The 23,740-nt window shown below is 64.0% G+C and carries 20 protein-coding genes; 8 read left to right on the forward strand and 12 right to left on the reverse strand.

Annotation, left to right across the window (positions count from 1 at the left end; all coding sequences use genetic code 11):
* The first annotated feature begins 68 nt into the window (after positions 1-68).
* Entirely contained in the window at positions 69-716 is a 648-nt protein-coding gene (locus tag Q3C01_RS31370; RefSeq protein ID WP_458149158.1) for a glutathione S-transferase family protein, read from the forward strand.
* 10 nt (positions 717-726) lie between these two features.
* Here the strand turns inward: Q3C01_RS31370 and Q3C01_RS31375 are convergent, their stop codons facing one another.
* The 3 genes from Q3C01_RS31375 to Q3C01_RS31385 all read right to left on the reverse strand — a co-directional run bounded on the left by Q3C01_RS31375 (position 727) and on the right by Q3C01_RS31385 (position 3,621).
* The gene (locus Q3C01_RS31375; RefSeq protein ID WP_458149159.1) at positions 727-894 is read right to left on the reverse strand and encodes a hypothetical protein; all 168 of its coding nucleotides are present in this window, start codon (positions 892-894) and stop codon (positions 727-729) included.
* 23 nt (positions 895-917) lie between these two features.
* Positions 918-2,453 (reverse strand): hypothetical protein, encoded by a 1,536-nt coding sequence (locus Q3C01_RS31380; protein ID WP_458149160.1) that lies wholly within the window; start codon positions 2,451-2,453, stop codon positions 918-920.
* Positions 2,454-2,547: 94 nt separating this feature from the next.
* Positions 2,548-3,621: a hypothetical protein gene (locus tag Q3C01_RS31385; protein WP_458149187.1), complete on the reverse strand. Its 1,074-nt coding sequence runs from the start codon at positions 3,619-3,621 to the stop codon at positions 2,548-2,550.
* A 284-nt stretch (positions 3,622-3,905) separates the two neighbouring features.
* On the opposite strand from Q3C01_RS31385, the gene Q3C01_RS31390 reads away from it, so the two are divergent.
* Entirely contained in the window at positions 3,906-4,277 is a 372-nt protein-coding gene (locus Q3C01_RS31390; RefSeq protein WP_458149161.1) for a Crp/Fnr family transcriptional regulator, read from the forward strand.
* Positions 4,274-5,086 carry an MBL fold metallo-hydrolase gene (locus tag Q3C01_RS31395; protein ID WP_458149162.1) on the forward strand — a complete coding sequence of 271 codons (813 nt, stop codon included), beginning with the start codon at positions 4,274-4,276 and terminating at the stop codon, positions 5,084-5,086. Before Q3C01_RS31390 ends, Q3C01_RS31395 begins: the two co-directional genes overlap by 4 nt.
* A 194-nt stretch (positions 5,087-5,280) precedes the next feature.
* Here the strand turns inward: Q3C01_RS31395 and Q3C01_RS31400 are convergent, their stop codons facing one another.
* The 6 genes from Q3C01_RS31400 to Q3C01_RS31425 form a co-directional block, all read right to left on the reverse strand.
* Positions 5,281-5,778: a TPM domain-containing protein gene (locus Q3C01_RS31400; protein WP_458149163.1), complete on the reverse strand. Its 498-nt coding sequence runs from the start codon at positions 5,776-5,778 to the stop codon at positions 5,281-5,283.
* A gap of 3 nt (positions 5,779-5,781) precedes the next feature.
* Positions 5,782-6,687: a TPM domain-containing protein gene (locus Q3C01_RS31405; RefSeq protein ID WP_458149164.1), complete on the reverse strand. Its 906-nt coding sequence runs from the start codon at positions 6,685-6,687 to the stop codon at positions 5,782-5,784.
* A gap of 133 nt (positions 6,688-6,820) precedes the next feature.
* A complete protein-coding gene (locus tag Q3C01_RS31410; protein ID WP_458149165.1) occupies positions 6,821-7,429 on the reverse strand; it encodes a LemA family protein in 609 nt (202 codons plus the stop codon).
* Between the two features lie 208 nt (positions 7,430-7,637).
* Positions 7,638-9,959 (reverse strand): xanthine dehydrogenase family protein molybdopterin-binding subunit, encoded by a 2,322-nt coding sequence (locus Q3C01_RS31415; protein ID WP_458149166.1) that lies wholly within the window; start codon positions 9,957-9,959, stop codon positions 7,638-7,640.
* A gap of 208 nt (positions 9,960-10,167) precedes the next feature.
* Positions 10,168-11,043: a dihydrodipicolinate synthase family protein gene (locus Q3C01_RS31420; protein ID WP_458149167.1), complete on the reverse strand. Its 876-nt coding sequence runs from the start codon at positions 11,041-11,043 to the stop codon at positions 10,168-10,170.
* 256 nt (positions 11,044-11,299) lie between these two features.
* Positions 11,300-14,599: an autotransporter outer membrane beta-barrel domain-containing protein gene (locus Q3C01_RS31425; RefSeq protein WP_458149168.1), complete on the reverse strand. Its 3,300-nt coding sequence runs from the start codon at positions 14,597-14,599 to the stop codon at positions 11,300-11,302.
* Positions 14,600-14,660: 61 nt separating this feature from the next.
* On the opposite strand from Q3C01_RS31425, the gene Q3C01_RS31430 reads away from it, so the two are divergent.
* On the forward strand, positions 14,661-15,368 hold the full coding sequence (locus Q3C01_RS31430; RefSeq protein ID WP_458149169.1) for a tetratricopeptide repeat protein: 708 nt from the start codon (positions 14,661-14,663) through the stop codon (positions 15,366-15,368).
* 173 nt (positions 15,369-15,541) lie between these two features.
* On the opposite strand, the gene Q3C01_RS31435 is transcribed toward Q3C01_RS31430, so the two are convergent.
* Positions 15,542-16,372 carry a VOC family protein gene (locus Q3C01_RS31435; protein WP_458149170.1) on the reverse strand — a complete coding sequence of 277 codons (831 nt, stop codon included), beginning with the start codon at positions 16,370-16,372 and terminating at the stop codon, positions 15,542-15,544.
* Between the two features lie 916 nt (positions 16,373-17,288).
* Here Q3C01_RS31435 and Q3C01_RS31440 point away from each other — a divergent pair.
* The gene (locus Q3C01_RS31440; RefSeq protein WP_458149171.1) at positions 17,289-19,535 is read left to right on the forward strand and encodes a TOMM precursor leader peptide-binding protein; all 2,247 of its coding nucleotides are present in this window, start codon (positions 17,289-17,291) and stop codon (positions 19,533-19,535) included.
* A gap of 93 nt (positions 19,536-19,628) precedes the next feature.
* Positions 19,629-20,996, forward strand: a complete 1,368-nt coding sequence (locus Q3C01_RS31445; RefSeq protein WP_458149172.1) for a SagB/ThcOx family dehydrogenase — start codon at positions 19,629-19,631, stop codon at positions 20,994-20,996.
* Here the strand turns inward: Q3C01_RS31445 and Q3C01_RS31450 are convergent.
* On the reverse strand, positions 20,986-21,951 hold the full coding sequence (locus Q3C01_RS31450; RefSeq protein ID WP_458149173.1) for a VOC family protein: 966 nt from the start codon (positions 21,949-21,951) through the stop codon (positions 20,986-20,988). The genes Q3C01_RS31445 and Q3C01_RS31450 overlap by 11 nt on opposite strands.
* Before the next feature lie 185 nt (positions 21,952-22,136).
* Between Q3C01_RS31450 and Q3C01_RS31455 the strand changes: the two genes are divergently transcribed.
* Entirely contained in the window at positions 22,137-23,003 is an 867-nt protein-coding gene (locus Q3C01_RS31455) for a S1C family serine protease (protein ID WP_458149174.1), read from the forward strand.
* On the forward strand, positions 23,000-23,365 hold the full coding sequence (locus Q3C01_RS31460; RefSeq protein ID WP_458149175.1) for a response regulator transcription factor: 366 nt from the start codon (positions 23,000-23,002) through the stop codon (positions 23,363-23,365). Before Q3C01_RS31455 ends, Q3C01_RS31460 begins: the two co-directional genes overlap by 4 nt.
* Positions 23,366-23,385: 20 nt before the next feature.
* Here the strand turns inward: Q3C01_RS31460 and Q3C01_RS31465 are convergent, their stop codons facing one another.
* Positions 23,386-23,718: a DUF3551 domain-containing protein gene (locus Q3C01_RS31465; protein ID WP_458149176.1), complete on the reverse strand. Its 333-nt coding sequence runs from the start codon at positions 23,716-23,718 to the stop codon at positions 23,386-23,388.
* Positions 23,719-23,740 lie beyond the last annotated feature (22 nt).

A 23,740-nucleotide genomic window follows, 5' to 3' on the forward strand; every position in this document is an offset into this window, starting at 1 on the left:
TTCGCTGTGCTTGTCCGGGACGACGTTGGGGAGGTAACTCGCTTCAACAAATCACATCGTGAGGTCCCATGCCCAGCTATCGCCTGCACTACTTCCCGGAATCCGGCAACAGCTACAAGCTGGCGCTGATGCTCACACTGTGCAGTGAGGACTTCGAGCCGGTGTGGACCGACTTTGCCGGCGGCGTCACACGGACGGCGGAGTGGCGGCAGACGATCAACGAGATGGGCGAGATCCCCGTGCTCGAGATCGACGGCGTGAAGATGACGCAGACCGCGCCGATCCTGCTGAAACTATCCGAGCAATATGACCGCTTCGGCGGCGCAACGGCCGCGGAGAAATTCGAACTGCTGCGCTGGCTGTTCTGGGACAACCACAAGCTCACCGGCTACATGGCGACCTACCGCTTCATGCGGACCTTCACGCCGAATGGCGACCCGCAGGTGCTGAAACATTTCCGCCGACGGCTCGACGATTTCCTCGGCATTCTCGAGCAGCATCTCGCGCGCAACGCGTTCGCGATCGGCGAGAAGCCGACGGTCGCCGACATCTCGATGATGGCCTATCTGCACTATCCGAGCGACGAGCACGGCTACGATTTCGGAGAAAGCCATCCCGCCATCCATGCCTGGCTCGGCCGCATGGCCGCATTGCCCGGCTGGCGATCGGCGTACGATCTGCTGCCCGGGAAGCGGCTGACGCATTACGCGCCCTAACTGAAAGAGATTACGAGCGCGCCGCAATCCAGATCAGTGCGAACACCACTGCGCCGATTACGACGGCGACCACGATCGCCCAGGTGCTGACCCGGATGCTGCCGGTGATCTGCTTGGCTTCCTCGTTACGCGCGATCTGGCGATTGCGCTCCTTGTTGGCTTCGCTGCTGTCCGTCATCGGTCATCCAAATGTCGTTTTGGCTAGCGCGTCTTCACAAAGCACATGCCGATGCGGGTCGAAGTCGCAGCGGCCTGACAGGCAAGACCTTTACCACAGGTCCATGACGTAAAACTCTTGTCGATGCCGGCTGATCCCGACGGCTGCAAATAACAATGGGCGCCCCAACCATCCTGATATTCGGTTCCCGCAAGCTCGGTGCTGCCGCGAAGCTGCGGCCGGCTGGCGAAGCCGTGCGAGAAGTCGGGGCGCCGGCCCTCGGCGAATGCGGTCAGGATATCGCGGCGGCGGACCTGGTCGCCGAAGAAATGCGGCGAGGCCGGCACGAAGGTCGACGGCTTGTCCGCGAGCCAGTCGACGCCCGGGAAATGGAAGCCGCCGATGCCGCGGGTCTGGTGGCAGCCGGCGCAGGTGATGTCGTTGAGCCGGCGCTGGAATCCCGCCACCGAGCGGATGTTCTGCAAGCCGATGCCTCGCTCGGCGGCAGCCTTCAGCGCGCCGACCACGTCGCCGTCGGTGAAAACGCCATCGCCTTTGCCCTCGCCCTGCATCAGGCCGAATTCCGGCTGCAGCGCCGATGTATCGAGGCCCGCCGGCGTCGCCGCGATCGCGGCTTTTGCGAGGTATTTTTCCGGGATCAACACCGTGCCGCGATCGAACTCGCCAAAATGCTCGGGGGCAAGCAGCCAGTCCCGGAAGTCGCGCTTGAGCGTGTCATCGCTGAGGATGCGATCGCGATCGATCTGGTTCTCCAGCGTCGACTCCTCGAACAGTCTGGTGTCGTGATTGTATTTGAACACCTTCAGGAGATAGTCGGTACGGAACTCGTGGCTCGCCGATTTCGGCATCACCGCGATCTGGATGTTGGTCTCGATGCGATCGACTAGCGCATCGTAGGGAAACGGAAGCTGCTCGATGAGCTCGAGCGGATGGTCGTTGGCGAGCCAGCGCCGCGCGATCTCCGCGCAAGCGAGTTGCTTTCCGCTCGGCACGGCCTGCCGATCGTCCCGCGCCTTCAGCACCAGGTTGAACGTCATCGGCAGGCGCGATGCGGTCTTGCCGCCATCCGGATTCGTCTCGAACCGGGCAAGACGGTAGATCAGCCGGATCTCGCCGCAGGAGGCCTCCGACACGTAAGCGCGATCCATGCGGTTGACGATGCCCGCCAGCACGAAGCGTGTATCGCGGGAATTGAGATTGCTGCGGTCGAACAGTTGAACGTCAAAACCTTCCCCCACGCCGACGGTCTCATCAGGCGCCTCCGCCTTGTGCCGCGCGATGTAGCGATCGAACTCCGCGTCGATCGCGGGGCGGATCTGCGCAAGCTGCGGCAACGATGCGAACAGCATGTCCGATGTGAGCGGGAAATTGGCGTTCCGTTCCGGCCACAACAGGCGCGAGATCGTCAGTACATCGTGCTGATCGAGCTTGCCGAGTTGCTGCGGATCGGTGATCGCCGCGCCGCGCTCCAGGCCTGCGTTCCCCGCGGCCGGCAGCGGCAGCGCGCCGCCACACAGTACGAGGAGGGTAACGAGAATTCGCAAGCAGCGATGGCTCATGCCTCCACTAACACCGCCGCGATCGGCCTATTCAAGCAAAAAGGCGCTTCACATCGCGGTGAAGCGCCTTTCCTCAAGTTCGGAATCGCGCGGCTCAGCGCGCGACGATCAGGCCCTTGCTGGTGACGACGACCCAGCGGCCATCCTGGCGGCGGATCGCATCGACCCGGCCGAGACCCGGCACGGGGTCACCGGCATAGACCTCATAGAGGCCCGAGCGGCCCTCGATCAGCGCACCGCCATTGGCGATGTCGCGCAGGTGCCAGCCCTCGACCGTCGGCAGCCGGCCGATTTCGGGCTTCGGTTGTGCTGCGGCCAGCGCGGCCGCCTGTGCCGAGAGGGTTTGTGGCGGCGTCGCCGGCGCCGGTGCTGGCGTCGCGGCGGCGACCTGAGCCGGGGCGATCGAACCCGTGGTCTCCTTCGTAGCAGCGGTCTGCGCTGGCGCAGGAGCCTGCGCCGAGCGCAGCTTTTCTACGGCCTCGGACAGTTTTGCGAGCCTGGCGGCAGGCTCGGCTTGCGCCTTCTCGAGCTTGTCGAGGCGGTCGCTGGTCTTGTTGAACTGGCCGGTCGCGGACTTCGAGGTATGATCGAGGCCCGTCTTGAGCGCGACGACGTCGGCATCGATCCGCGCGACCGAGGCTTCCAGCGCGCTGGTGTCGGCAACCGGCGCCGGCGCAGCAGCCTGGTTCGCAGCGAAGTGCATGACGCCGGCGGTCGCGAGCGCGCCGCTGATCGCGCCGACAACGGCTGCAAGCGCCACGACGGCAGCCATCGCCGAGAACCGGCGCTTGCCGCCCGTATCCCTCGCCTCCGGCTTGACCTCGGGCTCCGCGCGATCCCAGGCGCGGTCCGAGGGCGCCATGACGATCAGCTTGCCGGGCTTCAACTCAGCCTTGGATTCGTGCGGCTCGGGTTCCTGCAGCTTGGGTTCGTGCAGCTTGGGCTCTACGTCCGGCTTGGGCTCTTCCGGATTGGACGCGTCGAGCTTGGGCACAACCAGCCTGGGCGGTTCAACCTTCGGCGCCTCAGCCTTGGGGGCGTCCGGCAGCGGGGCATCCGGCCCCGGCGCCTCATGGTCGGGCGCGATCGACGGGACGTCGGCGCGCGTCTCCAAGCTAGCCTCCGACGAAACCTCGGCGGGCTGCGGTTCAGCGGCCTGTTCGGGCATTGTTTCGCTCACGGCTCAAATACTCCAGTCAAGGTTGACCTTTTGGTAACTTTCATTGCTTGCGAAATCCTTACCCTTGGACCCGCTTACCGAAATTTTAGGAACTCATCCGGGGCCGAATTGGGCCGGGATCATGGAACCGGCGTGGCAGGCCAAGCGCAAAATTGCGTTCGGTACCGACGGGACGGCCCTCGACACCGGGCGAAGGTCTTGTTTGCCTGACGAAATTCCCCGGTTAACATGGCCTTAACCGTCCCATCAGCCACATGGCGCAAGGGGGTGTCATGGCGATTGAGAAGTGCATCAACGAGTTTGGCGTTGATGACGTCATCTTCGAGGAGGGCTCGACGGGTCGCGAATTGTTCGTCGTGCTCGACGGCCAGGTTGAGATCGCCAAGCTCAGCGGCGGAGCCCGGACTACCATCGTCAAGCTCGGCAAGGGCGAGTTCTTCGGCGAGATGGCCGTGATCGACGGCTCGGCGCGTTCGGCGACCGCGATCGCGGCCGCGCCGAACACCAGGGTGATGAAAATCAACCACGCCCGCTTCGTCTACCTCGTCAGCCAGCAGCCGGCGTTTGCGCTGATGGTGATGGACGCGCTCTCAAAGCGTCTGCGCGCGTCCAACGCAGTCACCTACCGAGCGGCGCAGCCATGAGCGATCGCAAGCCGTCTGCGTTTCCGATCCTGATGAAGAACGATACCTGTTCGCTGATCCAGGCAGCGGACGACGTCTACCAGATCCGCTTCAATAATCGCGCCGCCAACGCTCATCTGGTGCGCGGCTCGGCGCGCACCATTCTGATCGACGTCGGGCTCTCCACGAACTATCCGGCACTGGTCGAGTGCCTGAACTTCGTCGAATGCCCGCCCGAGAAGATCGACATGGTGGTGCTGAGCCACGAGCATCTCGACCATATTGGGGCGGCCTGGCACTTCAACGAGCGCCGCACCTATGTCGCCGCGCATCGGCTGGCCGCCAACAAGATCATGCTGCGCGACGATTTCTCGATGCTGCGAAAGATGTTCAACGAGCCGAACGTGCCGATCAACATCGACATCTGGCTCGAGGAAGGCAATCTGATCGACCTCGGCAATTTCCGCCTCAACGTGATGTACACGCCGGGCCATACCTCGGCCTGCATCACGCTGTTCGACCAGGACAAGGGCCTGTTGTTCGCCGCCGACACCCTGATGCCTGGCGGGGTGATGGGCGGCGTGTTCGGCTCCGGCAGCATCGCCGACTACATCCAATCGCTCGAGCGCATCAAGGGGTTGAACACGAAGATTTTGCTGTCAGGCCACGGCCGCCTCTCCGACACGCCGCAGGACGACGTCCGCATCGCGATTGCGCGTTCACACGCGCTGCTGGAGGACACCGCGCAACTGTTCGACGCGCTGGACGCGCGCTCGAACTTCGAGCCCATCATGCAGTCGGTGCGGGATCTGAACAAGCTGGACGATTAGAGGGGCTCGCGAAGCACCATGCATTCATAATGTCGTCCTGGCGAACGCCAGGACCCATACCGCGTGATCTATCGATAGAACTCCCCGGCCAGTTCCGCCCGCCTAACCAAACCCTGGGGTAATGGGTCCTGGCCTTCGCCAGGACGACCTCGGGGAGAGTCCGTCGCTTCGCGACGCCCCGGAATGACGGAGTGCTACATCACCACCGGCTTGTCCGGCAACTCGTTGGGATGCGGGCCATGCGGCGGGAAGTGTTTTGCGAGTTCGCGTGATACCGCTTCGATGCCCTTGACCACGCCATGCTCGAACCGGCCGGCGCGAAAATCGGCTTCCATCTCACGGCAGATCTTTTCCCAGCCCGCAGCGCCGACCTTGGCATCGATGCCGCGGTCAGCAACGATCTCGACGTCGCGATCGGCGAGCAGGAGATAGATCAGGACGCCGTTGTTGTGCGCGGTGTCCCAGATCCTCAGATGGGAAAAAACATCGAGCGCGCGCGCGCGCGCCGGCTGATTGCGGAACAGCGGCCTGCCATCAAGCGCCCCTTCGACGACGAAGCGGACCTGACCGGAATGGGTGGTCTCGCTTGTCTTGATCGCCTGCTCGATGCGATCGAGCACTTGTGGCGTGAACACCTGCTTGGCGCGCCAATGGTGCTGAACGAGATGTCTGGTGATGCGCTTGATGCTCATGGCCTACCAGCTCCCCGAGGCGCCGCCGCCACCAAAGTTGCCGCCACCGCCGCTGAATCCGCCGCTGTCGCTCGAAGAGCCGCTGCTCCAGCCGCCGCCCGAGGAGCCGCTCGACCAGGAACCACTCGACCACGAGCCGCCGCGCGAGTAGCGCCTCCCCGAACCGGATGTCGGAGCGAGATCGGCGATGAACGCCAGGATGAAGGCGATGGCACCGGCGCCGATCGCGAGGGCCACAGAGCTGGCCATGAACCAGACCGCCGCCGCAAACACGCCGCCTGTTACGACCGAGCCAAGCAATCGGCCTAGCATCGCGTGCAGAATGTTGCCGACAAACATCGAGGCAAACAGGACGAAGAAAACCGCAGGCACAAAACCTTCCGAGTCGCTGGTAAAGTTCGTGCTGCGCGCCGGCGCCGGCAACGGCTCGCCGTCGATCACGCGCATCATGCGATCAACGCCATCGGAGATGCCGCCGGCAAAGTCGCCGCTTCTGAATTTTGGCGTGATGACCTCGTCGATGATCCGCCGCGAGGTCACGTCGGTGAGCGCGCCTTCGAGCCCGTAGCCGACCTCGATGCGCAGGTGCCGGTCGTTCTTGGCAACGAGCAGGATCGCGCCGTCATCGATCTTCTTGCGGCCGACCTTCCAGGCATCCGCGACGCGGATCGAGTACTGCTCGATCGTCTCCGGCTGCGTGGTCGGCACGATCAGGACTGCGATCTGGCTGCCTTTGCGGTTCTCGTAGTCCTGCAAGCGCGAGCTCAGCGATGCGACATCGCCGCTCGACAGCGTGCCGGTCAGGTCGACGACACGCCCCGTGAGCTGTGGCACGGCGACGTCGGCGAGGGCCGACGTGAACACGAACACGAGAAGGATCGCCGCTAGCCACGACAATCTCGATGTCATCGTTCGCGAAGGCGGACGATCCAGTATTCCAGAGAAGCCAATGAGTCTGCAGAAAGGCCGCGGCGTACCGGATTCCCCGCTTTCGCGGGGAATGACAGCGGTGAGTGGGGCGCGCATCGGAGAGCCAACGGGCTTATTTCGACGGCGCAGGCGCCGGGTTGAAATCGACCTTCGGCGCGGTCGAGATTTCCTTCTCGTTCTCCACGCTGAAATTCGGCTTCGCCTTGTAGCTGAACATCATCGCAGTGAGGTTGGTCGGGAACGAGCGGATGGTGACGTTATAGTCCTGCACCGACTTGATGTAGCGGTTGCGCGCCACCGTGATGCGGTTCTCGGTACCCTCGAGCTGGGACATCAGGTCTCTGAACAATGCATCCGATTTGAGCTGCGGATAGTTTTCAGTGACGACGAGGAGGCGCGACAGCGCGCTGGAGAGCTCGCCCTGGGCCGCCTGGAACTTCTGGAACGCGGCGGGATCGTTGAGCACCTCAGGCGTTGCCTGGATGCTGCCGACCTTGGCGCGCGCATTGGTGACCCCAAGCAAAACATCCTTCTCCTGCTGGGCAAAGCCCTTCACCGAATTGACGAGATTGGGCACGAGATCGGCGCGGCGCTGATACTGGTTCACCACCTCGGACCAGTTGGACTTGATCTGCTCGTCCTGGCTCTGGATCGCGTTGTAGCCGCAATTGGTCAGGCTGAGGCAGGCGAACGCCGCCAGCACGGTCAGGATCTTGCGCATGAAATTTCTCCCGGTGGAATCGGGAGCCTAGATATCAGATTGCGCGCGCGGAGGACATGCCGACGGAGGTGGCCGGATCACCAATCAGTCAGAGCCGTAGCCCGGATGGAGCGCAGCGCAATCCGGGGAAAGCGATCACGGGCGATCACGGATTTCGCTGCGCTCCATCCGGGCTACGGGCTGGTGAAGCAACGGCGCAGACTTACTCCTAACCCGCCTTCGCCTCCCGGATCGCCTGCCAGATCTTCTGCGGGGTCAGCGGCGTATTGAGCTGGGTGATACCGAGTTCGGCGAGCGCGTCCATCACGCCGTTGGTCACGCAGGGCGGGCCACCGATCGCGCCGGATTCGCCGCAGCCCTTGGCGCCGAGCGGGTTGGTGCGGCAGGGCGCGGAGTCGTCGAGCGTCACCTCGATCGGCGGCACGTCGTCGGCGCGCGGGATGCAGTAATCCTGGTAGCTCGCGGTGAGGAGCTGGCCTTCGGCATCATAGGCAACGCCTTCATAGAGCGCCTGTCCGATGCCTTGCGCGACGCCGCCATGGATCTGGCCGGTGACCAGCATCGGGTTGACGGCAACGCCGACGTCATCGACCGTGGTGTAGCGCACGACGCGGGACACGCCGGTTTCCGGATCGATCTCGACCTCGCAGACATGCGTGCCGTTCGGCCAGCTCGGACCGTCCACCTCCCCTTCGGAATCGACGCTGAGCTTTGCGCCGCTCTCCTTCTCCGCGATCTCGAACAGGCTGATGCGGCGGTCGGTGCCGACCACGGTGAGCATGCCGGCCTGATACTCGATGTCCTCGACCGACGTCTCCAGCACGTTCGACGCCTTCTCGCGCGCCTTCTGGATCAGGTCGTTCGAGGAGACCACCACCGCCGTACCGCCGACGAACAGCGAGCGCGAACCGACGCTGCCGAAGCCGGTCGCAAGATCTGTGTCGCCCTGCACCACGTCGATCTTGTCGAGGGGAATGCCGAGCGTATCGGAGATCATCTGGGTGTAGGTGGTCTGCAGTCCCTGCCCCATCGCCATGGTGCCGGAATGCAGAATTACGCGACCCTGCGAGGTCGCGTGCAGGCTGACCTTCTCGGTGTGCGCGCGGCCGCCAGTCCATTCGATGTAGGAGGTTAGCCCGCGGCCGTAGAGCAGCCCCTTCTTCTTCGCAGCGCGCTTGCGCGCAGCAAAGCCATCCCAGTTCGCGAGCTTCGCGGCGCGGTCGAGCATGTGTGCGAAGGCGCCGGAATCGTAGACCTGTCCGGCGGCATTCGTATAGGGCAGCTGCGCCGGCTTGATGTAATTCGCTTTGCGGATCGCGCGCGGGTCCATGCCGATTTTTCGCGCAGCGGCGTCGAACAGGCGCTCGACGATGAACACCGCCTCGGGGCGGCCCGCGCCGCGATAGGCGCCGACGGGTGCGGTGTGGGTCATCACCGTCTTGATCTCGAAATGCACCAGCGGCAGATCGTAGACGCCGGTCTGCACGAAGGGACCGAGCACCAGCGGGATGATGTTGCCCGTGCCGGAGGAGTACGCGCCGGTGCAGCCGATCGACTTGACGCGATAGGCCAGCACCTTGCCCTTCTCGTCCAGCGCGAAGGATGCGGTCGAGGTGAGATCGCGGCCATGGGTGCCGCCGACGAACTCGTCGGTGCGATCGCCGCGCCAGCGGATCTTTTTGTTCAGCTTGGTCGCGGCATAGGCGACGATGCCGTCCTCCGGATAGAGGTTGGTTTTCTGGCCAAAGCCACCGCCGATGTCGCCGACCAGCACGCGCACGCTCTCGATCGGCCGCTTCAGCACCGCACCGGCGAGCACGTCGCGGGTCGATGCCGGCGTCTGCGACTGCACATGCAGGAGAAGCCGGCCGGATTTCTTCTCGATCTCGGCGATGGTCGAGCGCGGCTCCATCGCGGACGGCACGAGCCGCTGGCTGACGAGATCGAGCTCGACGACATGGGCGGCTTTCGCGAAGGCTTCGTCGACCTTGGCAGCATCGCCATAGGCAATCGCGCCGACGATGTTATCGGGCGCCTCCGGCCACACCACGGGCGCACCTGGCTTCACCGCCTCGACGGGATCGACGACCGCAGGCTGCACGTCATAGTCGACCACGATGGCTTCGGCCGCGCTCTGCGCCAGGACGCGCGAGGTGGCGACCACGGCCGCAACGGCCTCGCCGGCATAGCGCACGACCTCATGGGCGAGCAGCCGGCGTGGAGGCACCGTCATCGGCTTGCCGTCGGGACGCTTGAAGATGTTAAGCGTGGGAATCTCGCCGATATTGTCCTGGATCAGATCGGCGCCCGTGTAGATCGCGGCAACCCCAGGCATCGTCGCAGCCGCGCTGGTGTCGATCGATACGATCTTCGCATGCGCATGCGGCGAGCGCAGCACATAAAGCCACAGCGCGCCATCCTCCGGCTTGTCGTCGATGAACTGTCCCTTCCCGGTGAGTAGCCTCTGGTCTTCCAACCGCTTGACGGGCTTGCCGGCCCCGAAACGCAAATTGCCGGGAAGAATGTTCATTCCGCTTGTCCTCTAGGCCTCGAAGTGCGGCCGTCTTTTAGCGGATCGATCCGGGGCAGACCAGCCGCGGTTTTGGGCGGGACATCAACGATTCCGTCATGCCACCCGGCCGTCATTGCGGGGGGCGCTCCCGAAGGGAGCGAACCCGGAGTCTGGAGGTTGTGGTGCGGGATTCCGGGTTCGCCCTTCGGGCGCCCCGGAATGACAACTATGAAAGATCGCGCAACGCCGCCTCGACGATCCTGCGCTGCTCGGGCGATAGAGCCGCCTGCGGCGGGATGGGGTCGCCGACGTCGTAGCCCTGGATCGCCAACCCTGCCTTGATGCAGGCGGCGAGGTTGAAGCGGGCGAAGGCTTCGTTGATGCGCCATAGCTTGCGCTGGAGCGCCATGGCCGCATCCCAGCGCTCCTCCTTGCAGAGATCGTAGAGAGCGACACTCTGGCGCGGGATGATGCAGGCCGGACCCGCCATCCAGCCAAGGCCGCCGATCAGCATCACCGCGGCCGGAATATGTGCGGAAGCCGAGAACACGCTGATCTTGTCGCCGCAGCGGTTCATGATCGAGAGCAGCCGGCCGGTGTTGGTCGAGGCATCCTTGATGTAGCCGATGCGCGGATGCTCGGCGAGGCGCGCGATGACGTCGAGCGTCAGGTCAGAACGCTGGAATTGCGGATTGGTGTAGATGACGACGGGAATGTCCACGGCATCCGCGATGCTGCGGAAATAGGATTCGACCTGGGCCTCAGCGAGCGGGAAGTACGCTTCCAGAATCGCCAGAATGCCGTCGGCGCCGAGCTTCTGGTACGCCCTCGCCTGCGCGACCGCATCGACGGTCGAGGTCGAGGCAACGCCGGCCACCACGGGCACACGGCCCTTCGCGGCCTCGATCGTGGTCTGCACGATTCTCGCGCGCTGTGCGGCGTTGAGGTAGGCGAATTCGCCGGTCGAGCCGAGCGGCGTCAGCCCATGCACGCCGGCGCCGATCAGGTCGTCACAGACCCGGGTAAGGACGCCGGTACGCACCGTGCCGTCCGCATCGACAGGCGAAACGAGGTAGGGGAAGACGCCGTGGAAATCGGGCATGTCGGGCAACCGCGCGGCAGATGGGGCGTTACAGGTCCGCCCGTGTGGTTTCGCGGGTGCTAACACGGTCCCGTGAGGCCGACAAGCAAGCCGGCCCGCCCGACAAAAAAGCCGCAAAACAACCCCATGCAAAGTAGGTCGGCCGGCTTGAGCTCTTACGAATTTTCCGAAATATCAGTTGACACGTCGGGCAAATCACCACCAAAATGTCATCGTCGGACAATCCGCGACAGGGACCGAGCGCGCCCACTCCGCCTCACCACGCGTATCGCACCACGCCCTTGCCGGCGTAGCTCGAGGTGACGTTCGAGAACTCGCCTTCAAATGTTGCGATGGCGGACCAGCCGGTTCTCCACTTCATTTCGACCGAGGCCGTGGTCAGAGCGGAGTCGTGCGCTTGCGCGGCGCCGTTCACGACGAAGCTGGCGCCGGGGAGCGCCTGGAAGGTGGCGCCGATGGAGCGGTCCGGGTTGAAATCATAAGCCCAGGCGAGGCGGCTGCGCAGCGTCAGCTCGCCATTGAACATCGCAAACGACTTGTCGGTGCGGATGCCCAATTCGCTGCGGGCGTCAGTGACGCTCTTGGCCGCGTAGTTGAGTACAAAATTCGACGTGCCGGAGACCACGCTCTCGGCATAGGCCGGCAGATCGAAGGTCGTGAACTGTCCGGCCGCATAGGGCGTGATGCCGACGCCGCCGATGACCGGCGCAACGAAGCGATAGCCGCCTTCCACGCGTCCCGAATACGCATTGGCATTGAACTCCGCGCGCAACTGGTCGAGGCCGACGATGCTCACCGTGCGGTTGGTGGTGATGTCCTGCCAGCCGTAAGCGAGGGCGCCGGTGACATAGGCCGGGCCGTCGGTGTGGCGGATGTAGGCGCCGGCCTGGAAGAGGTCCGACCGGCCGCTGCCCATGCCGTTGACGCCAAAACTCGTGCCGCCGCCGGCGAGCGCAAAGCCCGCGAGCGTGTTCGGCGAGAACAGATAGTCGGCGCCGACCGCCGTGCCGGCGATGCGGCTCGTGGTGTCGTTCGAGCCGACGAGCGCGTTGCCGCTGGTGGACTGCGAGCCACCAAAGCCCGCCGCCCACACGCTCCAGCGCTGCGCGAACGGCACCGACGGCGCCTTGGTGAACATCGCGAACGCGTCGGTGGTCCTGCGCTCGGCGTAGGCGCTCGCCTGATCGTCCTCCTCGGCATAGCCCGTCGGCGACGTCGCGCCGCCAGAGCCGCTGCCTCTTCCCGCAAAGGGATCGGTGAGCACGCCCATGAACTGGCTCATCGCCTGGAACGTGGTCTGCTGCGAGCCGGAGGCGCTCTCGCCGGCGGCTTGCGTCAGCCCGCCCGCGGAGAGCGTGCTGTAGAGCAGCGGAATGCCATTGGAGTTGAAGAAATTGATCAGCCCATTTGCGACCGCCTGCTGGTTGCCATTGAGACCACCGGGACTGGCGAAGTTCAGGATCAGGGTGAGATAGGCGTCGTTGGCATCGTAGCTCAGCGTGGCGCGGAAGTTCGTCGGCAGGTTGGTGTCGACGAGCGAGCCGAACGTGCCCGAGACGCCACCGGTCGCGGTCAGGATCTTGTATTGCTTGCTGATCTGGCTGCCGCTGGCAAACACCGCGCTCACCGTGGCGCCGCCGAGTGTCGCCGTGCCGGTGACGGTTGTGAACGAGGCGGTCGATGGATTGACCTGCACGAGATAGAGCGCGCCCGATTGGAACGCGAGATTGCCCATCACCGTCATCGATGTGCCGGGCGTGCCATCGCCGGGCGCGAAGATACCGCCGGCATTAACCTGCGTGGCGCCGACGCTGCCGGTGCCGGTCAGCGTGCCGCCGGAATTGACGAACACGCCGCTGCTGCTTGCGATCGAGCCGTCGACCTCCAGCGTGCCACCGTTGATGGTGGTGCCGCCGGCATAGGTGTTGGCGGCCAGGAAGGTCAGCGTGCCGTCACCGGTCTTGGTGACGCCGCCGGCGCCGGACAGGCCAGTGCCGAAGCTGACATTGTTGCCGTTGGTGTCGAAGGTCGCCCCGTTGCTGCCGATCGCGGTCAGGCGCGACGAGATATCGGTCGACGTCCCGCTCGCCCATTGCAGGCCGCCGCCGTTGAGCGTGATCGTGCCCGAGCCGAAACTGCTGGCCGTGTTAAAATTGATCAGGCCGCCATTGACGGTCGTGCCGCCGCCATAGGTGTTGACGCCCGACAGCGTCAGCATGCCGGTGCCGATCTTCACCAGCGAACCGCCCGTGGTGGTACCGAGCCAGGCGGTGCAATCCCAGCCGGTCGCGCCACAGGCGCTGATCACCCCGCTCACCGTTGTGCTTAGATTATTACCGCCGACGGTGAGTTCGTTCAGGCCCAGATAGACCTCGCCGGCTCCCGCGATCGAGCCGGCAGTGAGCTTGTGGTCGCCGAGCGGGCCGGTACTCCCGGAGAAATCGAGCTTGCCGCCGGCATCGTTGGTGATGGCGGCGTTGCCGGCCGTGCTGGTGTTGTAGAAATACAGGTAGCTGTTGTTCGTGATGGCGGCGCTGCCGGCCGTGCTGGCGCCGAAGAAATACAGGTGGCTGTTGTTTGTGATGGCAGCATTGCCGGCCGTGCTGGCGTTGTTGAAATACAGGTAGTAGTTGTTGGTGACGGTGGCGCTGCCGGCCGTCGACGTATCGTTGAAAATCAGGATACCTCCGGAGTTGGTGATCTGCGCGCTGCCGGCCGTGCTGGTGTTGTTGAAATACAGGCCCCCGCCGGTGGAGTCGTAATTGACGATCGTCGCGTTGCCGGCGGTGGACGTACCGTTGAAGATGACGTCGTGATAGTTGGTGATCGAGGCATTGCCCGCGCTCGCCGACTGGTTGAAGGTCGTATGATCAAAGTTGACGATCTGAGCGCTGGCTGCCGTCGACGTATCGTTGAAAGTGAGTTGGCCACCCACAACATATATCTGGGCGGTGCTGGCGGTGGCCGAATTGTTGAAATTGATCGTGCCCGTGCTGCCGATGACGGCGCTGCCGGCGCTGGACGAATTGTTGAAATTGAGCTGGTTTCCGATGCCGATGTTGGCATTGACCGCGGTCGAGGAGTCGTTGAAATTCACGATGCCGCTGGCGCTGGAGATGTTCGTTGCGGCTCCCGTGCCGCCGCTGGCCGAAGCACTGTTCTGAAAAGTCAGAGTCTGACCGGCCGAGACGTTGAAGGTCTGTGCATTGGTGGAATTGTTGACGACGCCGGCGCCGTTCAGGGTGAAGGCATTGTCGATGGTGAACGTGTAGGCTTGCGCGCTCGGCGTGAACAGGATCTCGCCGAGCGTGACGCTGCCGCCAGTATTCGAGACCGTCGTGGAGCCGGTATCGACGAAGGTGGCCGTCCCGGTCGGCAGGCTCCCCGTCGACCAGTTGGTAGACGTTGTCCATTCGCTGGTGGTGCCGGTCCACGTCGCGTCCTGGGCCGCCGCCGTCGAGCTGGCGGCAACCAGCGCCGTCGTGGCGAGCAGCGCGCTCCAGGAAGTCGGAGAGGACGGCGACTCCTCACCGGCCAGCGCAGCCAAAATCGTCATCGAGCAAGCCCTCGCCTCGAACAGTCAAACCTCGCGCGAGCGTTTTGCCATTTCCCAGACGATGCTGCAGAATGCGATCGTCGCCGAACCCGACAACCTCGACCTGAAGCTCGCGCTTGCCACGCTCCAGCTCCGCGGAATTCAAATGGTCTGGTACGGCCCTGCCGGGCACACCTCCATCGAGAATGGCATCAAGTCCATCAGATCGCTGCTGGAGCCCGCGTTGCGGGCAAAGCCCAACTACATTCCGGTGCTGGATGCCCATTGCCGCTTCCTGAACACGACGAACCAGTTCGTCGAAAACCTGATCGCGTGTGCGAGAACGCTCAGCTTCGATCCCTGGAATGGAGTGGCCCTCTACCATCTTGGTCTCGCGCAGCTTCACCTCGGCCGCTTCGAGGACGCGCTGGCGACGTTCGATCAAGCCTATCGCTTCGATACGCCCGCCGCCTCGCGATGGACATGGCCGCTCGGCACCGGCTGGGCCTGCACGCTGATGGGCCGCTACGAAGATGCCCTGCCCTGGCTGCAAACATCGCTCGCGATCACATCCGGCAGCGGACGCACACATATGCTGCTTGCTGCCGCCTATCAGCATTTGGGCCAAACCGGCGAAGCAAAAGCGGCCCTGGCAAAGGGCCTGGAGCTGAGACCCGGCTCGACGGCCCGCAATGTGCCGACGACCCGCGAAAACACGAGCACGGTTTTTCTCGCGGCTGCCGACCGCGTCATGCAACTCATGGTCGACGCCGGACTGCCTGAAGGGTGAGCGGGCACAACGTGCCGGCGGCGGCACTCGGCAAAACGCTTCGGCCTAAAGCCCGATGAAATCAGGATGAATCATCATCGCGCTTTAGGTTGTTGTTTCCGCATGATCTCCGCGCAAACGCGTTCCGCGTTTGTCGCGAGGGAAAACCGCTGCACACTTTTCCGGATCATGCTCTAGCGCTTCGTCTTGGGGAGCACCACCCTGCCCTTTGAAGCCATGCCACCCCACGTGGCAGACCAGCCGACTTCCGAGGCGGAGGGTCGCTCGTCGTCTTTCTGACCTCGGGCACCCTGCAGGGCAAACAGGGCGCCTTGGGGATCGGCACATCGCACGATCCAGCAACCATCGGGCAGCTCGCTTGGGCCCTGAAGGACACGGCCCCCGCCAGCATGAACGCGCTTGGCGGCCGCCCCGATGTCGTCGACATTGAAGTAATAGAGCCAACACGGCTGCGATACGCTCGGAAGCTTGGTAAGCATGCCGCCGATCGTCTGCCCAGCCGCCGAAATCAATTCATACAGATCTGCAGGATCGGTTCCTGCGCGGGCCTTCTGCCAACCGAGGAGCTCGCCGTAAAACGGAAAGATCTTGTTCCGGTCTTCAGCCAGCAACTCGTGCCAGCCCACGCGACCCGGCTCGTCCAATCCGCTGGGGTGCCGTGGGCCATATGTCAGTCCGGTGACCAGCGCAAACGTTGCTCCTTGCGGATCGGCGACCACTGAAATTCGACCGATGTTGCTGTCGGTCGGCGATACCAAAATGGCGCCCCCACAACGGCGGATCTGCGCGGCCTTCGCATCCATGTCGTCGACGGCAACGTAGCCGACCCACCTCGGTGTCGCCCCCAATCGCCGTCCCTCTTCCGGCAGTTCCATGAGACCACCGACCGGACCGTCGCCGGCAGTCACCACCGTGTAAGCGAACCCTGCCGTCGAGACGTCCTTCGCGCCCCAGCCGACAACCTTACCATAGAAGGCGCCCGCCGCCGTGACGTCGGTCGTCATCAGCTCGTACCAAACGAAGTATCCGGGTTGATCGACCAAGGCAGTTTCTCCGTTCAGGCGGGAGACAGTTGCGGCACTGCATCAGCCGCGCGCAGCGCAGACAAGACAAGTGATCGAAGGTGAACTCGTTCATGAAGATGAATGCAATCTGAACGAGCGCCACTGCATTTTCGTGTGTTCGTGAATCTTGCCTGCCTTGTCGGCTCGGCGTAGACTTTCTTCCGAGGATATCCTTCCCGCAACATTCGGAGGATGCGACCATGCAGCGGGTGAAGCAAGCTTCGAAAAAGAAGCGCGTAGCCAAGGCCGCCGTGCCGGCGTTGGGAGCCGCCGGACTAACTTTTTCGCTCGCCGGCAGCGCATCAGCAGCGGCGGTGCCAACAGGTGACGTTCAGCAGAGACTGAACTTTTCACCGGGGCATGCGATCATGCTCGGTGAAGAGGAAATGACTGACGTCAGCTTGGCCACCTTCCATCTGTTCGACAAGGAAGACGCCAGCGACCGCGTACAACTCGCCTACCGCGGATGCGGCGGTTGCCGCGGCTGCAGAGGCTGCAGAGGCTGCGGCTGCAGAAGTTGCCGATGCGGCGTCGGTTGTCGGTGTGCCGGATGTGCCGTGGTAGGTTGCGCTGTCGTATCCTGCGCGGGCTGTTGTGCATCGTGGGGCCGCTGCCGCTGGTGCTAGGCGACGCGCGGTTCGATCGTGTATCGACAAGCCTCTTATTGGCCGGGCTCGAAAGCGACCCGGCCGTTTTCTCGTTTTCGTCGCAAGGTTCGCCGAACCTGCCTTGGACGGCTTGCCGGGGACGAGCGGGTGTGTTCCAAATCAAACGAAGACTTCCCGTGGGTGAGCCAACGGCTCGTCGCGCACGGGCGGTCTGAGATGACGGACAACACCATCCGCGTGCCGCCCCGATGACAGCCAATCGCAAGATCCGCGTTGCGAGACCGGCCCGCAAGGATATCTTGCGGTTCGCACCAAATTACACCGCCTACACGCTTCCTCCCGATGCGGTCTGCCTCTATTCCGAGGATCGCAAATACTTCCTGCACGGCGAGCTCTATTGTGCGCTGGCCGCAGCGATCGGAAGCAACGGACGGGCGGTTTCGGAAATCATTCGCCAGCTTTCGAAAAACTTCCCGACGAACAAGATCGAGGAAGCGATCGGGCGGCTGGTCGAACGCCGCTATGCCACCACGGCAGGATCGGCCGCATTCACAGGCGCCGTCGCTGGCTATTGGGCGAGCCTCGGCCTGCCTCCCGAGACTGCAGAACAGAACCTGCGCGCCTGCCCGGTGAGGGTGGAATCGATCGATGTCAAAGGCGCCAAGGAACTGAGCGCGGCCTTGAGCAAACTCGGCGTTCAAATCGCCAAGCGTTCGCCCAGGCTCGTGATCACGCTGGTGAACGACTATCTTGACCGGCGGCTCGCCGAGCTGAACGGCGAGCGCGTGGCCAATGGGACGCCCTGGCTGCTGGTGCAGCCGTCCGGCGTGTTTCCGCTGGTAGGCCCCATCTTCAAACCGGGCGAGAGCGCCTGCTGGACCTGTCTGTTCGATCGCATGATACGCAATCGGGAAATCAAGGGATTTCTCGACCGCGGACTGGCGCAGCCGGTCGCCGTATCGCCCCTGGCCCATGACACCGTTGGACAGACCGCCATCCACTTCGCTGCCATCGAGACTGCGAAAGCGATTGCCTCGGGTTTTCGCACCGACCTGCGCGATCACATTGCAAGCTTCGACCTGACTGGTGCGGTCATCGCCAAGCACTATGTCGCGCGTCGCCCGCAATGTCCGACCTGCGGCAGCAAGAAGCTGCAGAGTCCGCGCCGGGCGGAGGCGCCTGTCGAGATTGCCGAGGGCCGGAAGCTCATCATGACCAGCGGCGGATATCGCACCGTGACGTCTCGCGCCACCGTGGCGCGCTTCCGCAAACACGTAAGTCCGTTGACCGGCGTGGTCTCGCGGCTCGAGCGGATCGAGGCTGATCTGCCGATGAACACCAATTTTTTTGCTCACCACAATTTCTCTGCGCCAGCCTTGAGCGTCGATGAGCTCAGGTCGGGACTGAGCGGCGGCAGCTTCGGCAAGGGCTCCACCGCCGAGCAGGGCGAAGCCAGCGCGCTGATGGAGGCGATCGAGCGGTACTCTGGCATTTTTCAGGGAGACGAAATCAGGACGAAGCGCCGCTTCACCGATTTCGCTCCCGGTGATGCCCTTCTTCCCAACGACGTCCAGCTCTTCAGCGACACGCAGTTTCAAAACAGGCATGCCCCGCAGCCGGATGATTCACATCCGGTTCCTGAGCCGTTTGATCCCTCGACCAAGACCGAGTGGTCGCCGGTCTGGTCGTTGCGCGACAAGCGTTTCAAGTATCTTCCGACGGGCCTGCTGTACTTTTTCTACGGCGGATTCCACACGGACTCCAACGGGTGCGCGGCGGGCAACACTCGCGACGAAGCCATCGTTCAGGGCTTCCTCGAACTGGTCGAACGCGATGCCTACGCCATCTGGTGGTACAACCGGCTGCAGCGTGCCGAAGTCGACCTTACGCAATTCGACGATTCCTATGTGCGGGATCTGCGAGCCCAGTTTGCCAATGCGGGGCGCAAGCTTTGGGTGCTCGACATCACCAGCGATCTCGGCATTCCCTCTTACGTGGCGATCACGCACTGGATGCAGAACGGACACGAAAATATCGAGTTCGGCTCCGGCTCGCATTTCGATCGCCGCATAGCACTGCTGCGTTCCCTCACCGAGCTGACCCAGTTCATGTCAATCGGCCTGATGGGCGGCGGAACTGGCGAGAAGCCGACACTTGACGGTGTCACGCCGCTGCGACTTGACGATTATCCCTTCCTGATCCCGAGCGACGATCCAATCGTCCGGCCGGCACCGGGCCTCAAGCTTCACGATAACACGAGCGACCAGGTCAATGCCTGCATCGAGATCGCCACCGGCGCGGGACATGATTTCCTCGTGCTTGACCAGACGCGGCCCGACGTCGAGGTCCCCGTCGTCAGAGTGCTCGTTCCGGGCTTGCGGCATTTCTATCGCCGCTTCGCGCCCGGCCGGCTTTACGAAGTTCCGGTGAAGCTCGGATTATTGGATCGCCCGCGACTGGAAGGCGAACTCACTCCGTTCCTGCCGCACACATGAAGGTGGCCTGTCGTGCGCTCGCCCCGGAAAAGGTCGACGAGGAAGATCGCACCCGTCATCGCCGCCCGATTGAACGGTCGTTTTTCCCTTCACATGCAGGCAGACGGAAGCATCGCCGCTGCCCTGGGCGGCTATTCGCTCAATCTTGGACAATTCAGCTCCTCGGCGATCGACCGTGCGGGACATCTCGCCTCCGGGCTGCCGCTCGCCTCCTTTGCCGGCAAAAGCGTCCTCGCAAGGCAGGTTCACGCGCTGGTGCATCGACTGGCACGGCACGGGCTGCTCGAATACCGCCTATCCTCTCCGCGTGACGAGCAGGACCTCGTCGTCATCGAGCCCCAGGTCGCCGAATACTGGCCGCACTGCGCAAAACTTGGGAGCGGTGATACCCTCGTGTTGTCGCGCTTCGCCTATCTGCACCGGCGCGGCAACGAGATGGTGCTGGAATCGCCACGCGCCGGCGCGCTGTTTCGGATCTGCGATCCCGCGATCGCCGCCACCCTCGCGGCCCTGTCGCAGCCTCGCAAGATCAGCACGCTTCGTCGCCAGACGGCCTCCTTGAACCTCGATCTACTCGGATTGCTGCTCGATAGCCGGATGCTGATCAAGCTCAACGCGAAAGACGGCGACGGCCTTCGGGAGAATGAAGGCGATGGCAGTCTCGTTCTCTGGGATTTCCACGATCTCGTGTTTCACACGCGGAGCACGGAGGGTCGGCATGCCAGTCCAGTTGGCGGCACATTCACCTATGCGGGCCTCGTTCCACCGCTGCCGGCGATACGTCCGCGGTGGCCCGGCGAGAAGATCGACCTTCGCAAATTCTCCATGCCGGAGCCGATCTCGCCCTTCACGAAGCTGCTGCGTGATCGCCATTCAATCCGAGATTTCGACGACCGGCATCCGATCGCGCTTGCCGAGCTCGCACGGTTTCTCGACACCACGGCTCGCGTGCTATCGGAATGGAAGAGCGGCGCGAATTTTGACGGCATTCCCGAAGTCACCTACAGCACAAGGCCTTATCCATCGGCGGGGAGCGCCTACGAGCTGGAATTGTATCTGGCGGTCGCGAACTGCGAGGGCCTTGCACGCGGATTCTACCACTACGATGCAGGCGCTCACGCACTGATAGCGATCGGCGCTTCGGCGCAGCAGGTCCAGGCGCTCTCGACGGCGGCCGCGTTTGCCATGGACGCGCCCGGTCCACCGCAGGTCCTGATCACGATCGCCGCGCGCTTTGGGCGGATGTCCTGGAAATACAGCTCAATCGCATATTCGCTGATCCTGAAGGATGTTGGCACCATGATCCAGACATTCTATCTGGCGGCGACCGACATGGGGCTTGGCGGCTGCGCCATCGGCACCAACGACATCGATCTGTTTGCGAAAATCACCGAGCTCGAAGTTCATGTCGAGAGCCCGGTCGGCCAATTCGCGCTCGGACGCGGCAAGGTCACACCCTGAGCAGCCGCACCCGCGTGCCCCAGGGATCGAGGGCTTCGACGCCATTCGCAAGCGCCGTGACCTGCGCGCCCGCCCTGCCCAGACGCTCCTCCTGCGCGGCGAGAATGTCCTGCTTCTCCGTCACCAGCGAGAACCAGGCGAGCCCGGTTGTCGTATCGTCGCGGCGGCCGGCGCCCTGGCTCTGCCAGACGTTCATGCCGAGGTGATGATGATAGCGGCCGGAGGAGAGGAACGCGGCGCCGTTGCGGCGGCGGGTCGGATCGAGGCCGACCGTGCCGTGATAAAAGCCTTCGGCCTGCGCGAGGTCGCCGACGCGCAAGTGCATGTGCCCGACGCGCAGGCCCTCGGGCGCCTTGGCATAGTCGCTCACGCGCGTGTTGGTGAGCGACAGCAGGTCCGGAGCGTTCAGCTCGTCGGTTGCCATCTTCACCGAGCCTTCGCTCCACTGCCATTGCGAAGGATCGCGGTCGGCATAAACCTCGATGCCGTTGCCTTCGGGATCGTCGAGATAGACGGACTCACTGACGAGATGATCGGCAAAGCCCGTCAACGGCACACGATTCGAGGCGGCATGCACCAGCCAGCGCGCGAGATCCTTGCGCGTCGGCATCAGGAAGGCGGTGTGATAGAGACCGGCCGCGCTGCGTGGCTCGACCGCAGCATCGGGATGCGCTTCCAGCACGAGCAGTGTTATGCCGCCGGCACCGAGTTGCGCTGAACTCGCCGAACGCACCATCACCGTGAGCCCCAGCACGTCGCGATAGTAGTCGGCAACGGTATCGAGATTTTTGACCCGCAGCGTCACCATGCCAACGCGCATCGGCGTGCGGCTGGCATAGGTCGGACCGACGCTGCCCGGATTGCCTTCGGCGCGCGCCGCGGCTGCGGCAGCCGCCGCGAGCGTCGTGGCGCCGGCGAGGTGAAGCAGCGTGCGGCGGGTCAGGTCGATGGTCATCCGGGGTCTTCTCGAAAATGCGTGGGAGCCTGAGGCGCAATGGCCGGCCGATTGCTACACGTTCCCGTGACCTCCTCCCAATCACATGTTCGTCGGCCGGGACATTACGGAGCCTCCTGACCATCCGGCCAGTTTTCAGAGCGCCCGCGGCATCCCAGATTTGGGACAACCGACAGGAGCTTCCTATGACCGACCCTACCCCCCTTGCCGCGCTCTCGTCAGCGCTTTCGGATGTGGTTACACGCACCGCGCCTTCGCTCGTCTCCGTTCACTCGCATCGGTTGCGCGCCTCCGGCTTTGCCTGGAAGGCGGGCCTCATCATCACGGCCGACGAGGCGCTGGCCGACGAGGGCGAGGTCGAGATCAGGCTCGCCGACGGAAGCACGCGGACGGCCACGATGGTCGGCCGCGACCACACCACCGACATCGCGCTGCTGCGCGTCAATGCCGACATCCCACCGGTCAAGCTGATGTCCGGCGCCCCTGCGCTCGGGTCGCTCGCCGTCGTCGTCGCAGCCGACCGTGGCGCACCCACGGCATCTCTCGGCATGGTGTCGCTCGCGGGCCCTGGCTGGCGCAGCCTGCGCGGTGGCGACATCGAGGCGCGCATCGAGCTCGACGTGCGGCTGCGCCACAGCCACGAGGGCGGGCTCGCGCTGAATGCGCAAGGCGAGCCGTTCGGCATGGCGGTGCAGGGACCTCGGCGCGTGCTGGTGATCCCTTCCGCGACCATCGAGCGTGTCGCGGCGCAGCTCGAAACGCGCGGCCGGATCGCACGCGGCTATCTCGGGCTCGGCCTGCAACCGGTGCGGCTCGATGATGGCGTCGGCGCGATGGTGATGAATGTCGACAAATCCGGGCCATCTGCCGCGGCCGGCATCCGGCAGGGCGACGTCATCGTGGCCGTCAATGACGCGAAGCTCGCTGGCGTCCGCGCGCTGTCGCGCTCCCTCGGACCCGAAAGCGTAGGCTCGGTCGTCGACGTCGCGGTGCGCCGTGCCGGCGAGCCGGTGAGCTTCAAGGTCACGATCGGCGAGAGGCCGGAGGCGTGAGCGAGGACACGACGCAGGACATCGCGATCGCGCTGGAAATCGGCGATCCAGCCGTAGCCGACCGGCTGGCGTCGCTGCTCGGCAGCGTCGCCGGTTTGCGGCTCGTCGCGCCCGGAGATCCGGCCGCGGTGGTCGTACGCGACCGGCAACCCTCGCCGGCCGATATCGAGCTGACGCCGCGCGAGCTCGACGTGCTCGGGCTGATGGCCGAAGGCGCCTCGAACAAGATGATCGCGCGCCAGCTCAGCATCTCCGTGCACACCGTCAAGTTCCATGTCGGCTCGCTGCTCGACAAGCTGGATGCCACCGGCCGCACCGATGCGGTCGCCCATGCCGCGCGGCGCGGCGTGATCAATTTGTAGCGCGTCGCACAAAGCGTGCCCTAGTAGACGCGGCCTTGTCGTCGATGGACGTGGCCCGGTGACGCCTGATCTGCCTGCTGCCAATATGGGTTGGCGTAGCACGTAGCCGAGAGTCCCGACGCCGTCGCCCTGCACTGATCCAAAGACGTGTAACCGCAGTAGATGGAGATGGAACCGGCCGCGCCCCACTTCTGGAGACAAACGGGATAATTGGAATCATAGCGTTGAGCCGCGGCCGGGGCGACCGCCAGGATCGTCGTGACCATCAGGATTATCCAACGAAGCATGCGCATCGCAACCTCGTTCAAGCCAGCGCTATTGAACAGGGCACCGCTGACCCGCGCAAGGTGCATTTCACCGCACTTCTGCTTCCTG

The organism is Bradyrhizobium sp. UFLA05-109 (genome assembly GCF_054185165.1).

Coding starts and splice junctions, on each gene's coding strand:
- Q3C01_RS31370 (WP_458149158.1), top strand. CDS start 69: ATGCCCAGCTATCGCCTGCACTACTTCCCGGAATCCGGCAACAGCTAC.
- Q3C01_RS31375 (WP_458149159.1), bottom strand. CDS start 894: ATGACGGACAGCAGCGAAGCCAACAAGGAGCGCAATCGCCAGATCGCG.
- Q3C01_RS31380 (WP_458149160.1), bottom strand. CDS start 2,453: ATGAGCCATCGCTGCTTGCGAATTCTCGTTACCCTCCTCGTACTGTGT.
- Q3C01_RS31385 (WP_458149187.1), bottom strand. CDS start 3,621: ATGCCCGAACAGGCCGCTGAACCGCAGCCCGCCGAGGTTTCGTCGGAG.
- Q3C01_RS31390 (WP_458149161.1), top strand. CDS start 3,906: ATGGCGATTGAGAAGTGCATCAACGAGTTTGGCGTTGATGACGTCATC.
- Q3C01_RS31395 (WP_458149162.1), top strand. CDS start 4,274: ATGAGCGATCGCAAGCCGTCTGCGTTTCCGATCCTGATGAAGAACGAT.
- Q3C01_RS31400 (WP_458149163.1), bottom strand. CDS start 5,778: ATGAGCATCAAGCGCATCACCAGACATCTCGTTCAGCACCATTGGCGC.
- Q3C01_RS31405 (WP_458149164.1), bottom strand. CDS start 6,687: ATGACATCGAGATTGTCGTGGCTAGCGGCGATCCTTCTCGTGTTCGTG.
- Q3C01_RS31410 (WP_458149165.1), bottom strand. CDS start 7,429: ATGCGCAAGATCCTGACCGTGCTGGCGGCGTTCGCCTGCCTCAGCCTG.
- Q3C01_RS31415 (WP_458149166.1), bottom strand. CDS start 9,959: ATGAACATTCTTCCCGGCAATTTGCGTTTCGGGGCCGGCAAGCCCGTC.
- Q3C01_RS31420 (WP_458149167.1), bottom strand. CDS start 11,043: ATGCCCGATTTCCACGGCGTCTTCCCCTACCTCGTTTCGCCTGTCGAT.
- Q3C01_RS31425 (WP_458149168.1), bottom strand. CDS start 14,599: ATGACGATTTTGGCTGCGCTGGCCGGTGAGGAGTCGCCGTCCTCTCCG.
- Q3C01_RS31430 (WP_458149169.1), top strand. CDS start 14,661: ATGCTGCAGAATGCGATCGTCGCCGAACCCGACAACCTCGACCTGAAG.
- Q3C01_RS31435 (WP_458149170.1), bottom strand. CDS start 16,372: ATGACGACCGACGTCACGGCGGCGGGCGCCTTCTATGGTAAGGTTGTC.
- Q3C01_RS31440 (WP_458149171.1), top strand. CDS start 17,289: ATGACAGCCAATCGCAAGATCCGCGTTGCGAGACCGGCCCGCAAGGAT.
- Q3C01_RS31445 (WP_458149172.1), top strand. CDS start 19,629: ATGCAGGCAGACGGAAGCATCGCCGCTGCCCTGGGCGGCTATTCGCTC.
- Q3C01_RS31450 (WP_458149173.1), bottom strand. CDS start 21,951: ATGACCATCGACCTGACCCGCCGCACGCTGCTTCACCTCGCCGGCGCC.
- Q3C01_RS31455 (WP_458149174.1), top strand. CDS start 22,137: ATGACCGACCCTACCCCCCTTGCCGCGCTCTCGTCAGCGCTTTCGGAT.
- Q3C01_RS31465 (WP_458149176.1), bottom strand. CDS start 23,718: ATGCACCTTGCGCGGGTCAGCGGTGCCCTGTTCAATAGCGCTGGCTTG.